The organism is Streptomyces lunaelactis, from assembly GCF_003054555.1.
In the GTDB taxonomy this organism is placed as follows: domain Bacteria; phylum Actinomycetota; class Actinomycetes; order Streptomycetales; family Streptomycetaceae; genus Streptomyces; species Streptomyces lunaelactis.
This window is the reverse complement of sequence record NZ_CP026304.1, coordinates 6,835,223-6,853,849: the sequence shown is the minus strand read 5'-3', so window position 1 is coordinate 6,853,849 and position 18,627 is coordinate 6,835,223. Positions and strand designations below refer to the sequence as shown.

At 70.0% G+C, this 18,627-nt stretch carries 20 protein-coding genes and 1 pseudogene; 12 read left to right on the top strand and 9 right to left on the bottom strand.

The window, feature by feature from the left end:
- Positions 1–366 precede the first annotated feature (366 nt).
- Positions 367–1,155, top strand: coding sequence for a hypothetical protein (locus SLUN_RS31430; RefSeq protein WP_175314469.1), 789 nt, complete (start codon positions 367–369; stop codon positions 1,153–1,155).
- A gap of 405 nt (positions 1,156–1,560) precedes the next feature.
- Complete coding sequence (locus SLUN_RS31425) at positions 1,561–2,073, top strand: protein-tyrosine phosphatase family protein (RefSeq protein WP_108153333.1); 513 nt, start codon at positions 1,561–1,563, stop codon at positions 2,071–2,073.
- A 141-nt stretch (positions 2,074–2,214) separates the two neighbouring features.
- Here SLUN_RS31425 and SLUN_RS31420 read toward each other — a convergent pair whose 3' ends face one another.
- Positions 2,215–2,994 (bottom strand): GntR family transcriptional regulator, encoded by a 780-nt coding sequence (locus tag SLUN_RS31420; RefSeq protein WP_108153332.1) that lies wholly within the window; start codon positions 2,992–2,994, stop codon positions 2,215–2,217.
- A 181-nt stretch (positions 2,995–3,175) separates the two neighbouring features.
- Here SLUN_RS31420 and SLUN_RS31415 point away from each other — a divergent pair, with 181 nt between their 5' ends.
- The gene (locus SLUN_RS31415; RefSeq protein WP_108153331.1) at positions 3,176–4,021 is read left to right on the top strand and encodes a (2Fe-2S)-binding protein; all 846 of its coding nucleotides are present in this window, start codon (positions 3,176–3,178) and stop codon (positions 4,019–4,021) included.
- A 210-nt stretch (positions 4,022–4,231) separates the two neighbouring features.
- Positions 4,232–5,335: a DUF2637 domain-containing protein gene (locus SLUN_RS31410; protein ID WP_108153330.1), complete on the top strand. Its 1,104-nt coding sequence runs from the start codon at positions 4,232–4,234 to the stop codon at positions 5,333–5,335.
- A gap of 65 nt (positions 5,336–5,400) precedes the next feature.
- On the opposite strand, the gene SLUN_RS31405 is transcribed toward SLUN_RS31410, so the two are convergent.
- From SLUN_RS31405 to SLUN_RS39645, 3 genes are all read right to left on the bottom strand, one after another.
- Positions 5,401–5,859, bottom strand: a complete 459-nt coding sequence (locus SLUN_RS31405; protein WP_108155042.1) for an ATP-binding protein — start codon at positions 5,857–5,859, stop codon at positions 5,401–5,403.
- Positions 5,860–6,093: 234 nt separating this feature from the next.
- On the bottom strand, positions 6,094–7,578 hold the full coding sequence (locus SLUN_RS31400) for a protein phosphatase 2C domain-containing protein (RefSeq protein ID WP_108153329.1): 1,485 nt from the start codon (positions 7,576–7,578) through the stop codon (positions 6,094–6,096).
- Positions 7,579–7,701: 123 nt separating this feature from the next.
- On the bottom strand, positions 7,702–7,854 hold the full coding sequence (locus SLUN_RS39645; protein WP_159100355.1) for a hypothetical protein: 153 nt from the start codon (positions 7,852–7,854) through the stop codon (positions 7,702–7,704).
- A gap of 234 nt (positions 7,855–8,088) precedes the next feature.
- Here SLUN_RS39645 and SLUN_RS31395 point away from each other — a divergent pair, with 234 nt between their 5' ends.
- From SLUN_RS31395 to SLUN_RS31380, 4 genes are all read left to right on the top strand, one after another.
- Positions 8,089–9,078: a helix-turn-helix transcriptional regulator gene (locus tag SLUN_RS31395; RefSeq protein WP_108153328.1), complete on the top strand. Its 990-nt coding sequence runs from the start codon at positions 8,089–8,091 to the stop codon at positions 9,076–9,078.
- A gap of 23 nt (positions 9,079–9,101) precedes the next feature.
- Positions 9,102–9,584 carry a DUF456 domain-containing protein gene (locus SLUN_RS31390; RefSeq protein ID WP_108153327.1) on the top strand — a complete coding sequence of 161 codons (483 nt, stop codon included), beginning with the start codon at positions 9,102–9,104 and terminating at the stop codon, positions 9,582–9,584.
- Entirely contained in the window at positions 9,557–9,913 is a 357-nt protein-coding gene (locus tag SLUN_RS31385; RefSeq protein ID WP_371413933.1) for a hypothetical protein, read from the top strand. The genes SLUN_RS31390 and SLUN_RS31385 overlap by 28 nt, the downstream gene beginning before the upstream one ends.
- Positions 9,914–9,991: 78 nt before the next feature.
- Positions 9,992–10,357, top strand: coding sequence for a PPOX class F420-dependent oxidoreductase (locus SLUN_RS31380; protein ID WP_108153326.1), 366 nt, complete (start codon positions 9,992–9,994; stop codon positions 10,355–10,357).
- 126 nt (positions 10,358–10,483) lie between these two features.
- Here SLUN_RS31380 and rsgA read toward each other — a convergent pair.
- From rsgA to SLUN_RS31365, 3 genes and pseudogenes are all read right to left on the bottom strand, one after another.
- A pseudogene (gene rsgA / locus SLUN_RS31375) lies at positions 10,484–11,618 on the bottom strand (ribosome small subunit-dependent GTPase A); the annotation flags it as partial.
- A gap of 297 nt (positions 11,619–11,915) precedes the next feature.
- Positions 11,916–12,635: a DUF4190 domain-containing protein gene (locus SLUN_RS31370; RefSeq protein WP_257153826.1), complete on the bottom strand. Its 720-nt coding sequence runs from the start codon at positions 12,633–12,635 to the stop codon at positions 11,916–11,918.
- 500 nt (positions 12,636–13,135) lie between these two features.
- Positions 13,136–14,152, bottom strand: coding sequence for an agmatine deiminase family protein (locus SLUN_RS31365; protein ID WP_257153825.1), 1,017 nt, complete (start codon positions 14,150–14,152; stop codon positions 13,136–13,138).
- Positions 14,153–14,371: 219 nt separating this feature from the next.
- On the opposite strand from SLUN_RS31365, the gene SLUN_RS31360 reads away from it, so the two are divergent.
- Positions 14,372–14,947 (top strand): TetR/AcrR family transcriptional regulator, encoded by a 576-nt coding sequence (locus tag SLUN_RS31360; RefSeq protein WP_108153322.1) that lies wholly within the window; start codon positions 14,372–14,374, stop codon positions 14,945–14,947.
- A gap of 111 nt (positions 14,948–15,058) precedes the next feature.
- Here SLUN_RS31360 and SLUN_RS31355 read toward each other — a convergent pair whose 3' ends face one another.
- A complete protein-coding gene (locus tag SLUN_RS31355) occupies positions 15,059–15,676 on the bottom strand; it encodes a hypothetical protein (protein WP_108153321.1) in 618 nt (205 codons plus the stop codon).
- A gap of 477 nt (positions 15,677–16,153) precedes the next feature.
- Positions 16,154–16,573: a ricin-type beta-trefoil lectin domain protein gene (locus SLUN_RS31350; protein ID WP_108153320.1), complete on the bottom strand. Its 420-nt coding sequence runs from the start codon at positions 16,571–16,573 to the stop codon at positions 16,154–16,156.
- A gap of 317 nt (positions 16,574–16,890) precedes the next feature.
- Here SLUN_RS31350 and SLUN_RS39640 point away from each other — a divergent pair, with 317 nt between their 5' ends.
- The 3 genes from SLUN_RS39640 to SLUN_RS31335 all read left to right on the top strand — a co-directional run bounded on the left by SLUN_RS39640 (position 16,891) and on the right by SLUN_RS31335 (position 18,618).
- Complete coding sequence (locus tag SLUN_RS39640; protein WP_159100354.1) at positions 16,891–17,187, top strand: hypothetical protein; 297 nt, start codon at positions 16,891–16,893, stop codon at positions 17,185–17,187.
- Positions 17,188–17,323: 136 nt separating this feature from the next.
- Positions 17,324–17,623, top strand: a complete 300-nt coding sequence (locus tag SLUN_RS31340; RefSeq protein WP_159100353.1) for a hypothetical protein — start codon at positions 17,324–17,326, stop codon at positions 17,621–17,623.
- A 578-nt stretch (positions 17,624–18,201) separates the two neighbouring features.
- Entirely contained in the window at positions 18,202–18,618 is a 417-nt protein-coding gene (locus tag SLUN_RS31335; protein WP_108153318.1) for an SHOCT domain-containing protein, read from the top strand.
- The last annotated feature ends 9 nt before the right edge of the window (positions 18,619–18,627 follow it).

The window sequence follows — 18,627 nt, the reverse complement described above, 5'->3', positions numbered from 1 at the left end:
CGCCCCCGGCCCACGCCCGCCACAAGACCGGGTGAGTGCGGGGCCGACCCTGCACGGCCCCGGACCGGGCTTCGGCAAGACCGGCGCGCTGGGGTGCCCGGTCTTGGGCGGTGCGGGTTCCGGGTTCGCCGGAGGAAACCACCCACGGACAGCAACCACCAACGCCCCCGGCCCACGCCCACCACATGACCGGGTAAGTACGCCACCGGCCCACGGCAACCACATGACCGGTGAGCCCATCGTCCCCTGAGCGATTGTGAATTCATTCACCTGACCCCTTGGCCAGGCATACCTATCCATGCTGAGATGCGCATGACCCAACAGCTCAATGGCGTGCTCGGGGAGGGCAATGTGGCGCATACCGCCATGTCTGGTTCCGGAACCACTGCAGGTGACGATCCCCTCCAGACCGCGGTATGGCGGCTGCGCTCGCGCGGCTGTTGGACCGATGCAGCGGCTCTGCTCGAACCCCATGCGGCGGATCCCGCCGCCGCGCTGGAGCGGGCCGGACTCCTCGTCGAGCGCTGTCTGTTCAGCGGCGACGGCTGGGCGGACGCCGAGGACGCGCTGCGTACGGCGGAGGCCGTCGCCCGCGACGACGACGAGCGCGGCGGCGCGGCCTGCGAGCGCGGCCGACTCGCGTACGCGGCGACCCGCCTCGGCGTTCGCGACCGCGCCGACGAGGCCCGCTCCGCGCTCGGCAGGGCGGCGGCACTCCTCGCCCCCACCTCGCCCGGACGCCCCCTGCTCGACTTCCGGCGCGGCCTTGTCGCCGAGCACATCGCCGACTCGCCGGAGGCGGCCGGCGCCGCGTACCAGCGGGCCCACGCCGGTGCCGCCGCACAGGGCGACAGCCTGCTGCTCTCCTTCACCTGGCACCACCTGGCCGGACTCGCCCTGCGCGAGGGGGAGTTGGTGGAGGCCCGGCACGGCTTCTCCGAGTCGTTGCGGATCCGCGAGGAGCTCGGCTATCTGATCGGTACGGCGCCGGTGCTGGCCGCGCTCGCCGACTGCGAGCCGGAACCGGAGGCGAGCCGGCTGCGGGCGGAGGCGGGACGGCTGTTCCGTCTGCTGGGCGGCGTACCGGTCTGGCTGGCGGCTCAACTGGCCCCGGCTGCCTCCACCGTGCCGGCCCAGCCCGAGCCCGCGGCATGAGCGGCGCGCGGGGCCGATCGGTCAGGTAGCGACGTCGCCCGGGGCGGCTGCCGCCCTCTCCAGCTCGGCCGGCGACCCAAGCTCGTGATCGTCAAGGCGTCGTCCAGGGGTTGAGGCCTGGCCAGGCGCCCCTCCGGGCCGGGCGAAGTGGCCTGTCGTACGACCGGACGGACAGGGCCTAAGCGGTGTCGGGGAAGTCCGGGTGGGTGAAGGTGGGGGTACCTCCCGTGCCCGCAGGGCTACGGGGGAGGGTCGAGGGCCGAGTCTGGCAAGGCGGAGGAAGGAGTCCACGCGGAGCGTCGGCGACTGACGACAACGCAGCCAGGCGACAGCCATCGGCCCGCGACGCCGCCCGGACTTCCCCGGGGCCGCTTAGAGTTGACGTCCCCGCGGTAGGGAGGGCCAGTGAAGGCACGTCGCACGGACCACCACATCCCTGATCCCCGATCGCCCTGGGACGAGATCACGACCGGCCTCTGGATGGGCGGCCACGTCTGGGAGGACGACCGGAACCGCCACCGGAACGCCGTCGTGGACCGCGAATTCGACCTGGTGATCAGCCTGTTCACGCGCGACGGCCACGGCCCGCCCGAAGGGGTCGAGCACCATATCGCCCCCATCCCCGACGACTGGCTGACCTCCCCGCAGATCGACCGGGTCCGCCTGCTGGCCGTCATCGCCGCCGAGGCGATACGCGCGGGCCGCACCGCGCTCGTGCGCTGCTACTCGGGCTACAACAGATCGGGCCTGGTGGTGGCCCAGACGTTGATCGAGCTCGGCCATGACGGCCCGGGGGCGATAGACCTGGTCCGGCGCCGGCGCTCCTCGTACGCCCTGCACAATGCCGCCTTCGAGCAGTACCTGCTGACCGGGCTGGACATCGCCTCACTGCTGACGGGCCTCGAGGCGCCCTCCTGATCCGGCTACGCGTCCGCACGGCCGCACGGATTAATGCAGCCGTGGCCGGAGGTCAGCGGCGGGTTGGGGCCGCGCGCGAACTCCGCGCGTACGGTCGAGCTCCGGATCATGCGGATCCAACTCCCGGACCGCGCAGGACCGTCAGCCCTCCGCGCCGGTGAAGTGCTCCCGTACCAGCGACTGCACCACCGGCAGGTCCTGCGCGGTCAGCGCCTCCAGCAGCGCCATGTGCTCGGCCGCGTCCGCGACCAGGTCCGCCCTGCGGATGACCGGGGCGCCCGTCAGGGGCCACTGGGAGCGGCGGTGGAGGTCGTCGGCGACCATCACCAGTTGCTGGTTGCCGGCCAGTGCCAGCACGGCGCGGTGGAAGGCGCGGTCCGTCTCCGCGTAGCTCGCGCGGTCGCCGACCGCTGCCGCCGCTGCCGTCGCCTCGGCCAGCGGGCGCAGCGCGCACCAGCGGGCGGCCGGGATCGTACGGGCCAGGCGCAGCATGACGGGGACTTCGATCAGGGCGCGGACCTCAGCCAGCTCGGCGAGCTCGCAGGGAGTGCGTTCGGATACGCGGAAGCCTCGGTTCGGGACGACCTCGACCGCGCCCTCGACCGCCAGTTGCTGCATCGCCTCGCGTACGGGGGTCGCCGAGACGCCGAAGCGCTCGCCGAGCACGGGGGCGGAGTAGACCTTGCCGGGGGTCAGCTCGCCGTCGACGAGCGCGGTCCGCAGGGCTTCGAGGATCTGGCCGCGGACCGAGTGGCGCTGCACTGTGCGGGGGGCGGGGGGCTCGCTGTGGGTGTGCTCGCCGCGCGCCTGCTCCGGTACGCGGGCCTGTGCGCCGGGCTGTCGAGGACCCGCCTGCCCGAGGACGTGCGCGGACGCGTACGGCTGCGGCGCTGCGGTATCGCGCGCTCGGGCCTGCTCCACTCGGGTCCTCCTCCGGCCAGGTGCCGGGCCCGGCACGTGTACACACGGCCCCAGTGCACGACAGGCGGCCCGGGCTGCTTGGGGGGTCCGGGCGTATCCCACCAGAGGATACGGTAAACATCGATCGCGTCGGGTAAGGTAAGGCTAACCTGCCAACGATCGCGATTCGGTGGTCCCCTGCATGACCGTTCCCGCTCTGCAGCCCGCTCTCGCCTCGCCCGTCGAGGACGCGTACACGCGCCTGGCCGAGGTCTTCCCCGGGCTGCGCGTACGGGAGCTGACGGACGCCGAACAGGCGCCGGTCGGCGGTGGCTGGGTGGGCGCGGGCGAGCTCGCGGCCGGCGGAGATGCCCTCGATGCCTTCCTCGCCTGGGACAACGCACAGGTCCTGCGGGACTACGGGCAGCAGGCCCGCCCCGATGTGATCGCCGGCTTCGGTCTGCACCGCTACGCGTGGCCCGCCTGTCTGCTGATCACGGTGCCGTGGTTTCTGCACCGCCGGGTGCCACGGGTACCCGTCGAGGACGTCGCCTTCCAGCGCACGCTGGGCCGGATGACGGTACGGGTGCGGGAATTCGCCTGCCTGCCGGACGACCCGGCCGCCCAGCTGCCGGGTGCCCGTGTCGTGGCGGACGAGGAGGCGCTGCGCGCCGGGGTGCGCGCCGCCGTCGCCGAGCACATCGAGCCCGTCCTGGACGGCTTCGGGCCGCGGATGCGGCGCGGGAAGCGCGCTCTGTGGGGCATGGCGACCGACGAGATCGTCGAGGGCCTGTGGTACATCGCACATCTTCTCGGCGAGGAGCAGCGGGCCGTAGCGGAGCTGGAGCAGCTGTTGCCGGGCGCCACCAGGCCGTACGTCGGGGCGGCCGGTTTCCGTGAGCTCACGGGACCGAACGGCGAGCTGCTGCCGACCCGTGACCGGGCGAGCTGCTGCCTCTTCTACACGCTGCGGCCCGAGGACACCTGCGTCACCTGTCCGCGTACGTGCGACGCCGACCGCGCGGGGAAGCTTCAGCCGAGCACCTGATCGCCCGCGCGCCCGGTCTCACGCCACCCGCCCCGGTGACGTAAATCGAACTCAACCCCCCGTGCACATACAGGAGTTCGACCAGATCGCACCTATCTGTATGCCATGCGGTCCCGTTGGCGTTCTCTTGCCCCGAAACCCCCTGGGCGCACTGGGACTTCGGCCAATATGGCGGCCGAACGCCGTACCGCGATGCAAGGGACACCGCACATGAGACTGACCGACATATCGCTGGACTGGCTGCTTCCCGGCGGCGTGCTGCTCGTGGGAGTCCTGGCGGCGGTGGTGGTCGCGCGCGGCAAGCGCACGAATGGCAAGGCCGCGCCCGACGATTCCTGGGAACGCAGCGAGGAGCGCCGCAGGCGCAAGGAGGCCGTCTACGGTACGGCCTCGTACGTACTCCTCTTCTGCTGCGCGGCGGTTGCCGCGGCCCTCTCCTTCCACGGCCTGGTCGGCTTCGGCCAGCAGAACCTCAACCTCTCCGGAGGCTGGGAGTATCTGGTCCCCTTCGGCCTCGACGGCGCGGCCATGTTCTGCTCGGTGCTCGCGGTGCGCGAGGCCAGCCACGGTGACGCGGCCCTCGGCTCGCGGCTGCTGGTGTGGACGTTCGCGGGCGCGGCCGCCTGGTTCAACTGGGTACACGCGCCACGGGGGATGGAACACGCGGGCGCCCCGCAGTTCTTCGCGGGTATGTCGCTCTCGGCGGCGGTCCTGTTCGACCGTGCGCTGAAGCAGACCCGCAGGGCCGCGCTGCGCGAGCAGGGCCTGGTGCCCCGCCCGCTGCCGCAGATCCGGATCGTACGGTGGCTGAGGGCGCCCCGGGAGACCTTCGGCGCCTGGTCGCTGATGCTCCTCGAGGGCGTACGCACCCTGGACGAGGCGGTCGACGAGGTACGCGAGGACCGGCGCGAGCAGCAGCAGAACCGACTCCGCAGGCGGGGCCGCGAGAAGCTGGAGCGGGCACAGATCAGGGCGCTCAACCGGCAGCACCGGGCCTGGGGGCGCGGGCACGGTGAGCGCCGGGCGGAGCTGCCGGCTCTCGGTTCGGCCGCTTCCGCCGCTTCGGTCGGCTCCGTCCATTCCGCAGCGGGCACCGCGCCGGCGGTCGGGGCTGTCGGGTCCGCCGCGGAGCCTGCCATAGCAGAACCGGGACAACTGCCGCTTCGGCCATGGCCCTCCCTTCAGGCCGTGAACGGAAGCGCCGGCGCCGAGATGCGCACCGTGGATCTCACCACCGAGGACGACACCCTGGCGCTGCCGCGTCTCGACTCCCTGGAGCGGAAGCTCAAGGATCTCGAGCAGCAATTCGGGTGAGCGCCGGTGAGCCCGGCCGAGTAAACACCGAGGCCGAGTAGACACCGAGGGCCGGTCTGCGACTGTCAGGCCGGCCCTTCGTACAGCTCGAACCAGACCACCTTGCCCACGCCTTGCGTCCGTACGCCCCAGGCGTCCGCGAGGCTCTGCACCAGGACGAGCCCTCTGCCGTTCGCACCGAGGTCGGCGGTCGGTACGCGCGGCACGGGCAGTCCGGCGACAAAGTCCCCCACCTCCACGCGGAGTGTGGAAGCGGCGACGGTGGCGGTGACCACCGCTCCATGATCTGTATGGATCAGCGCATTGGTCACCAGCTCGCTCGCGAGCAGTTCGGCCACATGCGCACGATCCGGTTCTCCCCAGTGCCGCAGCAGCTCCCGCAGCGCACGCCGTACCTCCGGAACGGCCGTAAGGTCCCCGCACTCTAATCGGCGGAGCAGCCGGCTCCCCGGGTCTCCCGCCGCCCCAGGATTCCGGCCGTGCCCGCTCGCGGCAGGCCCGACCCCTCCCTGACGCCCAGTCATCATCCCCACCCGCACGTCGAAACGAACCCTTCTCCCGAATCCCCGGAACGATCCTTCCCTCGAACGTGTTCACGAGATGCATGCCCCACGCGGGCCATGCCACTCATGTCCATTCATCAACCGGACAAAGTCCGGGACTTCACGGCCTCGGCACATTCCGCAGATTGGATCGGGCCATCTGAACCATGCGGCCCACGCCCCCGCCCAGCACGATCCTGCTCGCGGCGGGCGCGGTTACGCCTCCCAGACCGCGACAGCCGTACGGTCGTCGGCGTATCCCTTCACCCGCAGCTGGGTGTCGGCGAGGAACGCGGCCAGGCCGGGGGGCTCGGCGGTGGCCCAGCGCTCGGCGAGCTCTTCGGCGAGCGCGGCCTCACCCCGCAGCGGCTCGGCCAGGCCGCTGCTGCACAGCAGCAGGGTGTCGCCGGGGCGGGCCACGGAGGCGCGGAAGCGGAATGGTTCGGCCGGTGGCGGGGGCGGGGCCTCGATGTACGGCGAGGGGGCCGTCGCGATCCCCAGGTCCATGGTGAGCCGGTCGCCCTCGGGGGTCTCGGAATTCGGGGAGCCGAAGCCGACGACAGGGGCGCCGGTGACGGCCGCGGGCTCGGGGACCAGCGGGTCGATGTCCTGCCAGGCGCCGTCGCGGAGGCGGAAGAGACCGCCGCCGCCGACACCGAAGAACACGCGGGTGCGGCAGTCGGGGTCGGCGGAGAGCAGCAGGCACCGGAGGTTCGCGGTGTACTCCTCCGGCTCCACGTCGAGCTCGGCGGCGTGGGCCCGCAGTTTGCCGAAGCTGCGGTCGGTGAGCCGGTGCAGTCCTGATTTGAGGTCGCCCCGGCGGCCCGCCCTTATGTCCTCGGAGAGCCGGGCGTGGCTGCGGCCGACGGCCCCGCCGATCCAGCGGCAGGCGTCGGCGGCGGCCAGATGCGCGCCTTCCGCGGCCCGGGCGCCGCTGGCCACGGCGACCAGGACGAGCGCGGCCTCGCCGTTGCCGAAGCGCGCGGTGAGCAGCGCGTCGCGGCGCGGCTCGCCCCGGTAGCGGGCGGAGTCCCCGCGCACGGAGGCCGCGCGCAGCGTGTACGTCCCGTAGCGGGCCCCGTCGAGCACGGTGTCGGCGATGAGCGCGTCCAGCTCGTGCGGCTGGGCGACGGGCAGCGCGGTGGGCTCGGCGTCATAGGTGGGCGGCCCGCCGCCGACGTACGCGACGTGGGGGCGAGGGATCGGGGGCGGTGGTTCGGTGGGGACTTGAGGCGGTACGGGCGCGGGCGGCGGCTCCGCGGCGGCGAGGGGCGGTACCGGCCCGGTTTCGGGTGCGGCGACCGGCGCCGCACCCGGTACCGGAGGGGGTTCCGGCGCGGCAGCGCCAGGCGCGTCGTCGAAGTGCCCGTCCGGGACCGGTACTTGCGCGGGCGGCCCCTCGGGGCGGGGCGGCTCGGGCGGTGGTTCCCACCGTGCGCTCCGGCGTGGCGGGGTCGGTGGGCGGGCCGGGGTGGCCCGCTCGGTGGCGGCCGTGGGGTGCCTCTCCCACCAGGCCCGTGGGCGTCCCGGGTCCGGCGGCTCCGGCGGATTCCCGGCGGCCACCGCATCCGTCGCGGAGTCGAAGTGGTCGTCCAGTGTGTCGCCCGCGCTCGCCGCGGGACCCGTGTCCGGCGCGGACTCCTCGTACAGCCGGTTCCACCATTCGTCCTCGGTGGCGGGCCTCTCCCCCTGCTGACTCATGCCCTTATTGTCCACCGCGCGGGCCGTGCGAAAACGGGGCATCCCGAAAAGAAAAATGAAGCAAGTGGTCCGCCGGGCGGCCCAACCCCCCACGGGAAGGACGCCCGGCGGACTGTTTCGTGGTCAGCGCACGGCGTATGCGCCGGCCACGAGCTGGGTGACGGAATTGCCGTTGGCGTCCGTCAGTTCGGTCTTCAGGGCGACCGGCTTGCCCGCCGCGCGTCGCTGCCGGCCGGCGGTCGCCGTCCCCAGTGCCGTACGCGTTGCCGGGCGCATCGCTCTCCCCATCTGAACCCATCTCAGCCGTATCCGGCTCAGCCGAAACCGGACCGCCAGAAGGCAACAAAAAGGCGCGAAATGGGCTGTCGCCGGAGGTTGTTGGTTCTGCAGTGGCGCCACATTGGCAGAGGTACGGGTGGTGCAGGGATGATGTACGAGGCGGTAATACGCCGTGGCCTTTTTCCGCCACTGCGGCCGAAGACGTGCACGTCCGGGGAGGGGTGGGGTCAGGTGCTGGGAGCAATAGGTCTCGATGAGCGCCAGGAGTCGGCGTACCGCGCGCTCGTCGCGCTGGGGGCGGCGGAGGTCACGGATCTCGCGCACCGTCTCGCGCTGCCGGAGACGGATACGGAGCGCGCGCTGCGGCGGCTGGAGCAGCAAGGTCTCGCCGCGCAGTCCTCGGCCCGCACCGGACGCTGGGTGGCGGCGCCGCCCGGTGTGGCGCTGGGCGCGCTGCTGACCCAGCAGCGGCACGAGCTGGATCAGGCGGAGCTGGCTGCCGCGCTGCTGGCGGAGGAGTACCGGGCGGACGCCGCCGAGCCGGCCGTGCACGATCTGGTGGAGGTGGTGACGGGCGCAAGCGCGGTCGCGCACCGTTTCGTACAGCTGCAGCTGGGCGCGACGGAGGAGGTCTGCGCCCTGGTCACCGGCAATCCGGTCGTGGTCACCGGGACGGACAACGAGGCGGAGGAGAAGGCGGCGACGCGCGGGGTCGCCTACCGCGTGGTGGTCGAGCGCTCGGTGTTCTCGCTGCCCGCCGGGATAGCCGAGCTGAGCGCGGCGCTGGGCCGCAACGAGGAGGTACGGGTGGTGGACCGGGTGCCGACCAAGCTCGTCGTCGCCGACCGCACCCTCGCGATGGTGCCGCTGACGGGCCGGGGCGCGGAGCCGGCGGCCCTCGTGGTCCATGCGAGCGGGCTGCTGGAGTCGCTGATGGGCCTGTTCGAGGCGGTGTGGCGGGAGGCTCTGCCCCTGCGGCTCGGCGCGGGCGGGATCTCCGAGGAGGCGGCACCGGGTCCCGACGCGACGGATCTGGAGATCCTTTCGCTGCTGCTCGCCGGGATGACGGACGCGAGCGTGGCCAAGCAGCTGGATCTGGGGCTGCGGACGGTTCAGCGCAGGGTGAAGGGGCTGATGGAGCTGACCGGTGTGACGACCCGGCTGCAGCTCGGCTGGCATGCGTACGCGAAGGGCTGGGTGGCTCGCGACCTGCGGGAATGATCAGGATCCTGCACGCTGGGCAGATGGGCGCATGGCAGCTCCTGATGGTCGGCCTGGTGATGCTGCTGGGCCTGGTCGGGGTGCTGCTGCCCGGCGTGCCGGGGCCGTGGCTGGTCTGGGCCGCGATGCTGTGGTGGTCGATGCATGTGCAGTCGGGGCTGGCCTGGGTGCTGCTGGTGGGCTCGACCGTGGTGCTGCTGGTCAACCAGGCCGTGGTGTGGCTGCTGCCGCCACGCCGGGTGCGAGGGGTGGGGGTCACCCGGCGGATGGCGGTGTTCGCGGGTGCGGGGGCACTGGTCGGCTTCTTCCTGCTGCCCGTGCTGGGCGCGATACCCGGATTCATCGGGGGGATCTACGGTTCCGAACGGCACCGGCTCGGCGGGCACGGCCCGGCGGTGACCTCGACCAGGGCGGTGATGCGGGCGGTGGGGACGAGTGTGCTGGTGGAGCTCTTCGGGTGCCTGCTGGTCGTGGGGGCGTGGCTGGGCGCGGTGTTCTGGGGCTGACGGCGCGCCCTGACCTCCCGAGCGATGAGCCCCTTCACGCCACGCTCTCGGCGGCCCAGTCGCTGCACGACATGCTCTGCCAGTCGTGGGGCGGGACGGTCAGTGTCTTCCCGGCGGTGCCGGCCGCGTGGGCCGACCTGGTCGTCCACAACTTCCGTACACAGGGGGCGTTTCTGCTCAGTGCGGTACGGGAGGGGGGCCGGGTCCGCTGGGTACGTCTGCGGAAGGGCGAGTCGGCCCTGATCACGGCGCGGGGCGACCGCCCGGACCTGCGGATCCGCCCAGTCGTGGCGAACGCGCCGGCCCCGGCGTGGGGTCTGCCCGCCTGATCGACCGGACAGGGCCTGGGACCGGTTTCGGTCCAGCACCCGATGCGGAAGCGGAGGTACGCGTGTGAGGCTGCGTTCATGACCGAATTCAACGAGGCCGAGCGCGCGTACCTCAGGTCCCAGCGCCTGGGACGACTGGCGACCGTCGACCCGAAGGGCCAGCCGCAGGCGAACCCTGTCGGCTTCTTCCCGCAGGACGACGGGACGATCCTGGTCGGCGGCTACGCCCTGGGCACGACGAAGAAATGGCGCAACCTGCAGGCTAATCCGAAGGTGGCGCTGGTGATCGACGACATCGTGAGCTACCGCCCGTGGAAGGTACGGGGCGTGGACATCCGCGGCGAGGCGGAACTGCTGACGGGCCCGCACGAGCTGGGCCCGCACTTCAGCGAGGAGCTGATCCGCATCCACCCGAAGAAGATCCACAGCTGGGGCCTGGAGTAGACATTGAGCCCGGGCGGCGCCCATTTCAGCCCCGCCGGCGATTGAGGGGCGGGCGCGGGGCGGAGCCCCGACAAGAACCCCGCCCCCGGGCGTCACCCGCCCCAAGCCCCGCTTCACCGCACCCGCCCGCTTCGCCCGCATCGCCGCCCGCCCTCCGCCCCTTCTGCTTCCAGTCCCGCAGGATCTCCGTCCGCAGCCGCGCATCCGTCTTCGCGACGATGCGCCGGTTCTCCCGCAGCAGTTTCCGGTAGCTCTCCAGCCGCCGCTCCGCCAGCGACCCGTCCTCGATCGCGGCGAGCACCGCGCAGCCCGGCTCCGACTCGTGCGCGCAGTCGTGGAAGCGGCACTCCTCCGCGAGCTCCTCGATCTCCGAGAAGACCTGGCCGACGCCGGCCTCCGCGTCCCAGAGCCCGACACCGCGCAGCCCCGGGGTGTCGATGAGCACTCCCCCACCCGGCAGAACGAGAAGGTTGCGGGTCGTGGTGGTGTGCCGGCCCTTGCCGTCGATCTCACGGATGGCCTGCACCTCCATCACGTCCTCGCCCAGCAGCGCGTTGGCGAGGGTCGACTTACCCGCGCCGGAGGTCCCGAGCAGCACGCTCGTCCCACCCGACACGACCGCCGAGAGCACATCGACGCCCTCACCGGTCGCCGAACTGACGGGCAGCACCTGCACTCCGGGCGCGGTCGTCTCCACGTCCTGGACGAGGTACGAAAGACCGGTCGCGTCCGGCACCAGGTCGGACTTGGTGAGCACGACGAGCGGCTGCGCGCCGCTCTCCCAGGAGGGTGCCGACTCATGGAGCAGCGCATCGCCGCTTGAGCTGGACATCGCGAGGGCGAGGAACCGCTCGATCCGCCCGAGGTCGAGTTCGACCGCGAGCGACACACAGATGACGACGTGATCGATGTTGGTGGCGAGTACCTGTCCCTCGGAACGCTTGGACGAGGTCGAGCGCACAAAGGCCGTACGGCGCGGCAGCAGCGTCCGTACGTACCGCGGATCGCCGCCTTCGGGGTCGACGGCAACCCAGTCCCCCGTGCACACGACCTTCATCGGATCACGGGGCACGACGAACTCGGTGTCGGCACGCACAGTGCCAACTGGGGTGACCACGTCACACTGACCGCGGTCGACACGAACGACACGGCCGAGCAGCAGGCCCTGCGCCTCGTACGGGGCGAATTCGGCTTCCCAGCCCTCATCCCAGCCGTACGGGGCGAGAGGGTGCGAAGGCGCCTGAAAAGAAGAGAAAGACAAGGGGGAACCCTTCGAAGGGCGGCCCCGGCAGCGCACTGAGCGCGCAGACGTCGAGTGGCTGTCAGCCGGAGACCGCAGGGGTGTTGATGAAGTCCTGAGAGAGGGCAGTGCCCTGCATGACGGCAATCATCGAAATCCACCTCCTGCTTTCCGTGTCTGTGCGTAGGTACCTGCTTGCGATCCAGAGCGTACGGGAGTGGGGTGCCGGGACACCACGCCTTTTTCGCGGCACCCGCTCGGCCAACTGCCCCGCACCCACCCGATGAACCACGCCGTCAACGCGGACCGGCGGCTTCATCAGCTGGTGGGGCCGCTCCAGTAGGCGTCGTTCCATCGCATCGCATCGGGGCTGAACTCCACCTCGATCCTGCCGGCCGCGTCGGGCGGGAGGGAGAAGGCGTACTTCCCGACAGCTTCCTTGCCGGGCAGGAGGTATCCGGTGATGACCTTCTGTCGCCCGCTTCCATCGATCACCAGCTCGGCGGAGGCCCCGTTGGCGTCGTTGACGTCGGGAAGCCCCGTCTTGACCGAGACCCGCGAGGTGCTGGTGTTGATGACGGTGACCGTGACCTGGACCGCCTTGTTGCCTTTGGCGTGACCGTACGCGTATTCATCGGGCGTGAAGGGCTGCGGCGCGGCGACCGTGACCTTCAGGCCGTTCTCGTACGTGTATGTCTCGCCGAAGGACAGGTGCCTGTCCTTCTCCGCCGACGAGGCCGAGGCCTTCGCTTCGTCGGCCTTCGCGCGGGTGTCGTCGGCGGAGCGCTTGACCATGGTGACGGCGAACACGCCGCCGCCGACGGCGATCAGCAGACCCACTATGCCCAGGATGGCGCCGGTCAGAGCCATGGCCCTGTTGTTCGCCAGCCCTTTGCGTACCTGGCTCAGACCGATGAAGCCGAAGACTACGGCCAGCAGCGCCGGCAGCCAGGACATCCAGAACAGGAAGATCACCAGGCCGAGGACCACACCGGTGATGCCGAGCACAAGGGCGGTGATGCCCATGCCGTTGCTCACGGGGGCCACTGGGGCGGGCAGCATCGGGTGCGGCGGAAAGTGCGCAAGGGCCGGCCCGGACGGGGGCGGACCCCAGGGGTCCTGGCCGGCCGGCTTGTGGTCTGCGGGATTGGGCTGGTCGGGTGGGGCGGGGATGGTCAAGGGAGATCCTTCGGACGGTTCGAGTTGACGGTGCGATGAGGTCACCAGCTGCCGTGAGTGGGAGTCGGGGTGAACTCATTCCGGGACGGTCAAGTCCTGTGTCTGGGGTGGTGGTTGGGCACACAGACAGGGTGTCCAAGATCGTTCTGTGACGAATGACCTGGACACCCTGCTGACGGCATTTTACGAGGCTCACCACGGTCCGGCGGACAGTCGGCCGTTGAAGGCGCCAAAGGCGGTCACCGTTTGAGGCCCAGTGCCTGTTACGGCGCTGAGTCCGCCCCTCTACCGCCTCCTGGACTTCCCCGTAGCAACAGGGTCTGCGTCACGAGGCTATGGATGTGCAGCCCGCGATATCTTCAGGTGGTCCTGGGGAGTTGCTGGGTGGAGCAGTGGATGCCGCCCCCGCCCTCGCCGAGGGTGTCGACGGGCAGTTGCACGACCTTCCGCCCCGGGTACAAATCGCGCACGATGGACGCGGCATGACTGTCGGCCTTCTTGTCGCCGAAGCCGGGCATGATGACCGCACCGTTGACCACGTAGTAGTTCACGTAGCACGCCAGGAATCCGTCCCCGCGGCGGCCGATGTCGACCGGTTCGGGCAGCTCGACGACTTCGAGCCGTTTGCCCCGGGCATCCACGGCCCTGTCCAGGACCTTCCGCGCCTGGTCGTAGGCGCCGGTCCAGACGTCCCGGGGGGCCTCCTCGTCCGGTGTGCTCATGACCACGACGCCAGGTTCGGAAAACCGCGCCAGCGCATCGATGTGGTAGTCCGTGATGTCCTCGCCCCTGACGCCGTCCACCCAGATCACCGTGGTGATGCCGAACAGGGCCTTGAGCACCTGCTCGATGTCGTCGCGTGATGTGCCGGGATTGCGATTCCCGTTGACCAGAGAACTCTCGGTCGCCAACAGGGTGCCCTTCCCGTCGACCTCGACAGCGCCGCCCTCGCCGATGATCGGCGCCTTGATCCTGGTGATGTGCTCGTCGTCCAGGATTGCCTGTGCGACCCGACTGTCGCGGCCGCGGATCTGCTTGTTACCCCAGCCGTTGAAGTTGAGGTCGACTCCGGCGATGCCATCGGGTCCGAGCACGAAAGTCGGCCCGATGTCGCGCATCCACAGGTCGTCCACCGGAATCGGTACGACCTCCACCCCGGAGCCGCAGGCCTTCCGAGCTGCCTTCACATCCTGGGCATTGGCCAGGAGGACCACCGGCTCGAACTCGGCAATCGTCCGCGCGATCCGCGCGACGTCCTCACGCACGCCGTAGATGTCCGACTTCCAGATCTGCCGGGTGGGCCATGACATGTAGGTCAGCTCGTGAGGGTGCGCCTCGTCGGGCATCCGCCATCCACCGGCCGGCGTCGCCCCCACGGGAGCAGCATTTCCTCTGCCCTGCGCGGGCCGACTGCCGTCCTGGGCTCTGCACGCACTCAGCGCCACGCCGACGGCGGCGAGGGCCCCTGCCTGCAGGGTCTGACGTCTGGACATTCGCACGATCCAACCCCCTGACTGAAAATTTGGTCAGCCCGATAGTAGGGCATGATCAGACCCGAGCCACATGTTTATCCTTCAGGCAGTTGGGAGCACTTGATGCCGGACAGGTCTACCCAGATCCTCGAAGCCGCAGCCCGACTGATCGCCCGACACGGCGTGCGCGGGCTGCGCGTCGAGGAAATTTCCGCAGAGGCCGGCGTCTCGACCGCACTGATCTACTACCACTTCAAGGACCGCGCCGGGCTGCTGCGCCGCACGCTGGAGTTCATCAACCAACGCGCCGTGCGCTACACCGACGCAGCCCTGGACCCCTCCGACGATCCGCGAACTCAACTCACCGAAATGCTGCTCCTGGAACTGCAGGACACCCCCCAAGTCAGGGAGAACAGTGCGGCCTGGGGCGAGTTCCGCGCCACCGCGGTCTTCGACCCCGACCTGCGGGAACAGCTCGCCGCCTCGACCAGAGAATGGATTGAGGACCTGGCGCACCTGGTGCGCCAGGCCCAGGCCGCCGGTCTGGCCGGCCCCGAGATCGCCCCGAGTGCCGCGGCCGAACGCCTCACCGCCCTCGTCGAGGGCCTCGGCGAACGATGGCTGAGCGGGACCACACCACTCCAACGCGCCCACGAGCTGCTCCGTGACGCCATCGCCATGGAACTCCGCCGGCCATGACTCACACCGCGGCCTCAGCGGAATACGAGACCACCGCAGTCGCAGCCTGACCACCACACCGGAGGCGTCGAACACATGCCCGGCGGGATTGCCGGCATTGGGTGGCTACGCTCAGAGGTACGGGCCTGCAAGAAGCATCCACGGAACGCCTACGGCGAACGGCATCAGGCCCAGGACCCACGACATCTGGTGCCGAGGCTGTCGGGAGAAAGAGAACGACAGCACCGCCGCGCCCGCGACCAACGCCGCATATCCCACGTACCACCCGCGCTCTATGGCGTCACGCCCCCACAGACTGATACCGGCGCTCTCCAGTTCCTCGTAGATCGCGGCCCCGGTGTACTGGTCGCCCCACGCAGCCGTCACGGACGCCGCCTGGCAGGTCGCCAAGCCCACGAGAGAAAGGAGCAGGAGTGTGGGGACGCGTTCCTCCAGCGCATGACGTGTGCGCCACAGCAGGTAAACCACCACGGAGACGATCGCGGGTGAGATTGAACCGAGATAGGCCGCCGTATAGAGCTTCGTGTACGCCGCGTCTCCGGCCGACGCGGAAGGCGTGCCGCTGATGGCTGCCGCGCCGAGCATTTCGGCGCGGTCGAGGAGTTTCCATGTCTCGGGGATCACCACGAACAGGAGCAGTAGCCATATTCCGATCGCCGCACCGACGAGCCACCGTTTCGCCTTGACGGTGAAACGGCCGAGATCCAGCATCTGGCCAGGCGTGTCCATGAGCGGATGATAGCCAGGGTGTTGGCCTGCGATCCGGGTCGGGACCACGTCCCCGTGGCGGCGTAGCAGTGCAGTACCGCAAACCCAGGAGGCTGAGAGTGGCCACTACGAAGTCTCGGCTTCACAGTGCGTGACAACGACAAAGAGCCGGACCCAGTGGGACTGGGTCCGGCTCTTGAAGTCTGGCACTTCCGCAGGTCAGCGAGTTGATCACGCTGATCCGGATGAAGTGCCCCCGGGCAGGATTCGAACCTGCGTACACGACTCCGGAGGCCCCTTGGGTCCCGGACGTCTGCGCAGGTCACAGCCTTGCGAGTGGTCGATGGGCAGTGGCCGGTCCATGAACAGTCCGCGCGCAGGAGCTCGCCGTCGTGCGGCTGGCGGCACCGCCGCGGCTCTGGGGCCTCCCGTTTGGATCGTGCCCGGCTCGCGTGCCCTGGCGCGCACGCTCATCCGGCCTGATCCAAAGGAAAGACCCTAGTAGTCGACGGGCTGGAAGGTCCAGGCCTGGTAGGGGTCTCCGTACTCGGGGGCCAGCGCGACACGGGGCGGGAAGATCCTCAACAGGCTCAGCCCCAGTCGCATGGGGGCGTCCGTCACGCCGATGAAGTAGGTGCCGGGCTTCATGCCGGGGATGAGGCGCCACTCACGGGACTCCGGAAGGACCAGGGCCGGCTCGTGCATGTCGGGCTCGCCGTCGAAACTCACGTACGCGTCAACGTCAGGGATGCGGACGGTGTGGGTGCCGTTGCCGTTGCCCCGCACCTCCCATTCCTCCGAGAGGCCGGATCCCGGAGGCAGGAGCACCAGGGGTGCTCCTGGCCCCGGCTCCACCGCGGTGAGGAACTGCTCATTGGTGAACGCGATCCGGTAACGCCCGTTGGGCAGGCCTGCCATGTCTACTCCGCTTCTGCTTCGTCCGGCGCCGGGTGGCACCTCGGTGAGCGAAGCAGGACCGCACCGCAGTGGACATGCAAAACGGCTCCAAACGACACGAAAGTATGTAAGTTGCGCATGCATGTGGGTGGATGCAGGCATCGGGGCGACCGCGCACTGCGGAGTGGTGGCGCCAAGATCCTCCCCCAGCGCGACCGCTGGGAATGGACCGTGAACGCGCCGAGGATGCCGGAGTTTGCCGCCGCGGATGTCAGCCCTCGCGGTTGCGCGCACCGTGGAGCAAACGCACAACCTGCGCTCACTGGCGGGCCAGGTGCATGCGCATCTCGCTCTCCGCGTCGGTGATGAGCTCGCCCGACAGGTCGATGGTCACGCTGTGGAGCGTTCCGGTGAACCGGAACGGTGAGTGGCACCGGGTCCGTCGAGGAGACCGTGTAGAGGGCTCGTCGGACGTAGTTGTGGACGTATGTCAGTTTGCCGTCGTTGATGGGGAAGCTCCAGCCGTCGGCGCTCGTGCCCTGGCTGATGAGTACGCCTTCGACTCCGTCGGCGGGGATCTCCACATCGGCGGTGATGCTGTGCGGGCGGTTGAGGTCCGCTCCTTGGTGATCTGAGGGCGCTCCGTCATCATCCGTGCGAGGGTGCTGCCGTCGACCGGCAGCCGATACGGCGGTCGCCCATCACGCGCGGCGGGATCCGCCGGGGAATCTGTGGAGGGTTCGGATGGTGCGGGAGGCTGCCTTGGACGACGTGCGCGTGCGTGCAGTCGACGAGTCGCTGAGCCCATACGCCTGGCGGAGGTTCACCCCCGAAATGGTCAGCCGTCGCGCACTCGCCGCGATTGACGGGCACGGAGCGGCCGACGGGGCACTGGCGGCACGGTACGACGAGCGGATCGGAATACTCGTCGAATTCCTAACTCGCTGCCGGTGGCGCTCGCTGACCGCCGACGCCTTGAGCCGCCAACTGGTGACCGTCCTGGACGCGTGGCGGCACGAGAGCCAATGGCTTGAGGTCGAGCTGCGCCGGCTGCTGGACGACGACAGCTGACCCGCACGCCCTGACGGCCCAGATGACGGACTGTCAAAGAGTCTGACAGCAACGCCGGTTCTCTGTTCCGTTCCTGCTCGGACCCCAGATCAGCCGGGGCGTCCGCGCCCAGGCCGCTGACTCGGTGCTGCCTGATCGAGGCTTTCACAGAGAGCCTCGAAGCGGTGGCCGAGATGCCCGCCGGTGCAGAGTGTGGAACCGTGGGACAGGGCCCGGAACGGGGCAGGTGCCTCACTGGGACGCTCCGTCCAGGAGGTGGCTCATGGCCGACCATGGGAGAACCACCCATGACCGAGAACCGGACCCTTAAGAGACCTTCGGTGCGCTCGCCGCAGGCGACGCGCCGGTGTTCGAGACCCTCGTCCAGATGACGCATCGCCGCGCTCGTGGCGCTCGACGCCGCACCCGCTTCCTACCTCCTCAATGTCGGAGCGGCCGGTGAGATCGGCGTCCCCGGAAAAGGTGGGGGGGGAACACTCGTCGCGGTCGCGCCCGTAGTCGGCAGCGCCCGGATCGTGTCGGCCGCGAGTCAAAAAGACTGTCGCGCCGCGAGGCACGGCGGAGGCAGGAGGACAACGATGAGCAGCAACCAGTTCCTGGCGTACGACTATCCACTCCTGGGCGCGTTCTGGACGATGATGTGGATCTTCCTGTGGATCCTGTGGATCATCCTGCTGTTCCGCGTCATCGGCGATATCTTCCGCGACGACTCGCTGAGTGGCTGGGCGAAGACGGGATGGACCTTCTTCGTGATCATCCTGCCGTTCCTCGGTATCTTCGTGTACCTGATTGCCCGGGGACGTGACATGGGCAAGCGCGAACAGCAGCACGCCAGGGCACAGAAGGAGTCGGCCGACGCGTACATCCGGGAAACCGCCGGAAGTGCGGGCACCAGCGATGCGGACGAGTTGGCCAAGCTCTCCGAGCTCAAGAGCAGGGGCGAGATCAGCGAGGCGGAGTTCCAGCAGGCCAAGCAGAAGGTCCTGACGTCCTGACCTCGGCCC